1 protein-coding gene is annotated in these 2,957 nt (G+C 72.9%); it reads left to right on the top strand.

What is annotated here, in order from left to right:
* The coding region (locus tag E1292_RS49985; protein ID WP_132606812.1) for a type I polyketide synthase at positions 1–2,957 on the top strand (2,957 nt) is incomplete at both ends.

Below are 2,957 nucleotides of genomic sequence, written 5' to 3'. Positions count from 1 at the left end.
TGGCCGAGTTCGCCGAGGCGATCAGCGGTCTCGGCTTCCACGAGCCCACCATTCCGGTGATCTCGAATGTGACGGGTCGCCTGGCCGAGCCTGGCCAGCTGACCGACCCTGCTTACTGGGTGGAGCACGTGCGTGGGGCGGTGCGGTTCGCCGACGGGGTGACGGCTGCTGGGGCGAGCCACTTCTTGGAGGTGGGCCCGGACGGGGTGCTGACCGGGCTGGCGCAGCAGAGCGTCGAGGACGCGGTGTTCGTCCCGGCGGTGCGTAAGGATCGGGAGGAGACCCGCGCGCTGGTCGAGGCTTTGGGCCGGTTGCACGTCGAGGGCGTCACCGTCGACTGGGACGCCTACTTCGCCGACGTCCCCACCCGGTACGTCGACCTGCCCACCTACGCCTTCCAGCGCCGCCGGTACTGGCTCGACGCCGGCTACGCCACCGGCGACGTCGCCTCGGGCGGCGGGCTGGCGGCCGTGGACCATCCGCTGCTGACCGCCACCGTGCCCGCCCCCGGAACCGGCACCCTCACGCTCATCGGCCGCCTGTCGCTGGCCGAGCAGCCGTGGCTGGCCGATCACGTGGTGGCCGGCCAGGTGATCGTGCCCGGGACGGCGCAGGTGGAGCTCGCCGTACGGGCGGGTGACGAGACCGGCTGCTCGATGCTCGACGAGCTCACCCTCCAGGCGCCGATGGTCCTGCCGGAGCGGGGGAGCCTGCATCTCCAGGTGGTGGTGACCGAGCCCGACGGATCGGGCCGCCGCCAGGTGACCATCTACTCCAGGGCTGAGGAGAGCACCGACTGGAGGCAGAACGCCCAGGGCGTGCTCACCCAGGCCGCCTCGGCGCCTGGCTTCGACCTCGCGCAGTGGCCGCCGTCCGGCGCCAGGCCCGTCGACACCGGAGGCGTCTACGACGACCTGGCCGCGACCGGCATGGAGTACGGCGAGACCTTCCAGTGCCTCCAGAACGTCTGGCAGCGGGACGGCGCCGTCTACGCCGAGATCGCCCTGCCGGAGACGGCCCAGGCCGAGGCCCGGCGCTTCGGGTTGCACCCGGCGCTCCTGGACGCGTCCCTCCACGCCATCCCCATGGCCGGTCTGCTGCCGCAGGCCGAGCCCGGACGGCCGTACGTTCCGTTCTCCTGGAACCAGGTGGCGCTGCACGCGGAGGGCGCGACGGTCCTGAGGGTCAGGATCGCGCCCACGGGCAACGACGGTGTGGTCGCCATGACCATGGCCGACACCGCGGGGACGCCCGTCATGGAGGTCGGCTCGGTGACGCTCCGCCCGAGCTCCGCCGTTCAGGATGCGGCCCGTCACGACAGCCTGTTCACGATCGGCTGGGTGCGGCCCGCCGGCCGCGCGGCGCAGCCCGAGCCGCCGTACGAGATCTTCGACGTGCCGGTGTCCGAGGCGTCGGCCCCGGACGCGATCAGGCGGGTCACGCACGACGTGCTGGCCGCCCTGCAGGAGTTCGGCGCTGCCGACGAGCCGGGGCTGCGGCTGGTCGTCGTCACGCGCGGGGCCTTCGCGGTGGGACAGGACGATGTCCCGAACCCGGCGCAGGCGGCGGCGTGGGGTCTGGTGCGGGCCGCGCAGTCCGAGCAGCCGGACCGGTTCGTGCTCCTGGACCTGGACGCGGACACCGATCCCGCGGATGTGGTCGCTCAGGTGCTGGCGACCGGCGAGTCGCAGGTCGCGGTGCGGGACGGTCAGCTGCTGGTGCCGCGGATGAGCCGGGTCTCGGACCTGGCGGACCCGGAGCCGGTGTTCGGACCTGGCGGCACGGTGCTGATCACGGGCGGCACGGGCGGGCTGGGCGCGCTGGTGGCCCGCCATCTGGTCAGCGAGCACGAGGTCAGGAACCTGTTGCTGGTCAGCCGGCGCGGTCTCGACGCGCCCGGTGCGGCCGAGCTGGCGGCGGAGTTGTCGGAGCTGGGCGCCGAGGTGGAGGTGGCCGCCTGCGACGTGGCCGACCGGGATGTGCTCGCCCAGGTGCTGGAGGGCGTGGACAATCTGGTGGGCGTGGTGCACACGGCCGGTGTCCTGGACGACGGCGTCATCGCCTCTCTCACTCCCGAACGTCTGGACGCGGTGTTGAGGCCCAAGGCCGACGCCGCCCGCCACCTGCACGAGCTCACCCAGCACCTCGACCTGAAGGCGTTCGTGCTCTTCTCCTCCCTCTCCGGGGTGCTCGGCAGCGCCGGTCAGGGCAACTACGCCGCCGCGAACACGTCGCTGGACGCGCTCGCCCAGCTGCGGCGAGCCCAGGGGCTGCCGGCCACCTCGCTGGCCTGGGGTCTGTGGGCGACCGGCGGTATGGCGGGCGAGCTCGACGAGTCCGACCTGCGCCGCCTCGAACGCGGCGGCATCATGCCCATGCCCGTCGCCGACGGGCTCGCCCTGTTCGACGTCGCGGTGCACGCACAACACCCCGTCCTGGTTCCGGCCGTGCTGAGCGTGCCGGCCCTTCAGGCCCAGGCACATGCGGGTACGCTGCCCGCGCTCCTGCACGGGTTGGTCCGCGTGCCCACGCGCAGGACGAGCACGGTCGGCACGAACCCGACCGACCTCATCCAACTGGTCCGCACCCATGCGGCGAGCGTGCTCGGCTTCGACGGCGCGGAGGCGGTCGAGCCGACCAAACGGTTCCAGGAGCTCGGCTTCGACTCCCTGACGGCTGTCGAGTTCCGCAACCAGCTGAACGCGGCCACCGGGCTGCGCCTGCCGGCCACCCTCGTCTTCGACTGCCCGACGGCCGAGGCCGTGGCGCAGTTCCTGGCGAACGAGCTGGCCGGCGGACAGACGGCGCAGGCCGTGGTTGCTGCTCCCGCGACGGTCGACGAGCCGATCGCGATCGTGGGGATGGCGTGCCGGTATCCGGGTGGTGTGCTGTCTCCGGAGGATCTGTGGGAGCTGGTGGCGCAGGCTCGCGACGGGGTGGGGGAGTTCCCTGCCGAC

The sequence above is a fragment of the Nonomuraea deserti genome (genome assembly GCF_004348685.1).
GTDB lineage: Bacteria > Actinomycetota > Actinomycetes > Streptosporangiales > Streptosporangiaceae > Nonomuraea > Nonomuraea deserti.
The sequence above is the reverse complement of the archived record's forward strand: the minus strand, read 5'-3'. Positions and strand labels throughout refer to the sequence as shown.